The 1,507-nt window shown below is 72.3% G+C and carries 1 protein-coding gene; it reads right to left on the bottom strand.

Annotated elements, in window-relative coordinates; translation table 11 throughout:
* A partial coding sequence (gene metE / locus GX015_RS03505; RefSeq protein ID WP_291342841.1) for a 5-methyltetrahydropteroyltriglutamate--homocysteine S-methyltransferase occupies positions 1 to 1,507 on the bottom strand: 1,507 nt, incomplete at both ends.

The following is a 1,507-nucleotide window of genomic DNA, read 5'->3' as shown; positions in this document are numbered from 1 at the left end:
GAGGGCGCCCAAGGACGCCCTGGTCTCCGGCCAACCGCGGGTCTTCAACCCGCAGTCGGGAACCACCCACACCCGGTCGGGGCCGAGGGTGCGGGCGGCGTGGTCGATGCGCTCCGTGACCTCGTCCACGCCCGGCACGCGCGGCGAGTGGATGTCCCACACGCCGGGGCCCAGGGGCAGGTCGAAATCGGAGTCGGCGATGGCGTCGACGAGCTCGTAGCCGGCGCGGGCCGCTTCGATCGTGGTCACGTCGGCGTCCATGTCCCGGATCAGGCCGAGGATCGACCCGAAATCCGAGTAGCACATGTGAGTGTGCAGCTGGGTGGCGTCCGACAGACCACCGGTGGCCGTGCGGAAGGACTCCACCGACCACTCCGCGTACGCGGCGCGGTCCTCCGGGCGCAGGGGGAGCAGCTCGCGGATCGCGGCCTCGTCCACCTGGATCACCTTCGCGCCCGCGGCCTCCAGGTCGCGGCACTCGTCGCGGATCGCCAGCGCGACCTGGTGGGCGGTGTCCGCCAGCGGACGGTCATCTCGGACGAAGGACCAGGCCAGCATGGTCACCGGGCCGGTGAGCATGCCCTTGACCGGACGGTCCGTCATGTCCTGCGCGGCGCGGAACCAGCGCACGGTCATGGGCTCCGGGCGGGACACGTCGCCGTGCAGGATCGGCGGGCGCACGCAGCGGGTGCCGTAGGACTGCACCCAGGCGTTCGACGTGCAGTGGAAGCCGTCCAGCTGCTCCGCGAAATACTGCACCATGTCGTTGCGCTCCGGCTCGCCGTGCACCAGCACGTCCAGGCCCAGCTTCTCCTGCTCTTCGATGACGTGCAGGATCTCGCGCACCATCGCGGCCTCGTACGCGCACTCCGACGACACGCCCCGGGCGAACGCGGCCCGCGCGGCGCGGACCTCCGGGGTCTGGGGGAAGGAGCCGATCGTCGAGGTCGGCAGCGGCGGCAGATCCAGCGCCCGGCGCTGGGCCTCGCGGCGCAGCGGGAACGGCGACCGGTCGTGGACGCCGCCCTTCCGGCGCTCGACGGCGCCGGAACCGGTGGCGGGGGAGACGTCGGCCGACTCCTCCGCCTCCGCCGCGGCCAGGAAACCATTGCGGCGGATCCGCTGGCCGCCCGGGTGATGCAGCGCCCGGGCCAGGGAGACGACCTCGATGATCTTCTCCTCGCCGAACGCCAGGCGGGCGCGCAACTCCCGCTCGTTGGCCAGGGACGGCTCGGCCGCCAGCGAATGCGGAACGTGCAGCAGCGAGCATGAGGCCGACACCGCCACCGGGTGCGACTGCGCCAATTCGGCGAGGGACCCGAGGGCGCGGCCGCAATCGGTGCGCCACACGTTTCGGCCGTCGACGACGCCGGCGACGATGAGCGTCGACGCCGGCAGGCCGGACACGTCGGGCACGGCGCCCGCGACGCAATCGACGCCGATCGCGTCTACCCCGCTGTCCGCCAGAACATCCACCGCACGCTGACCATCCGTGAAATAGGTCTGG

Origin of the sequence: Corynebacterium sp., assembly GCF_012837295.1 — a bacterium.
GTDB lineage: Bacteria > Actinomycetota > Actinomycetes > Mycobacteriales > Mycobacteriaceae > Corynebacterium.
Note: the sequence above shows the minus strand (reverse complement) of the source record. Positions and strands in the feature narration are given on the sequence as shown.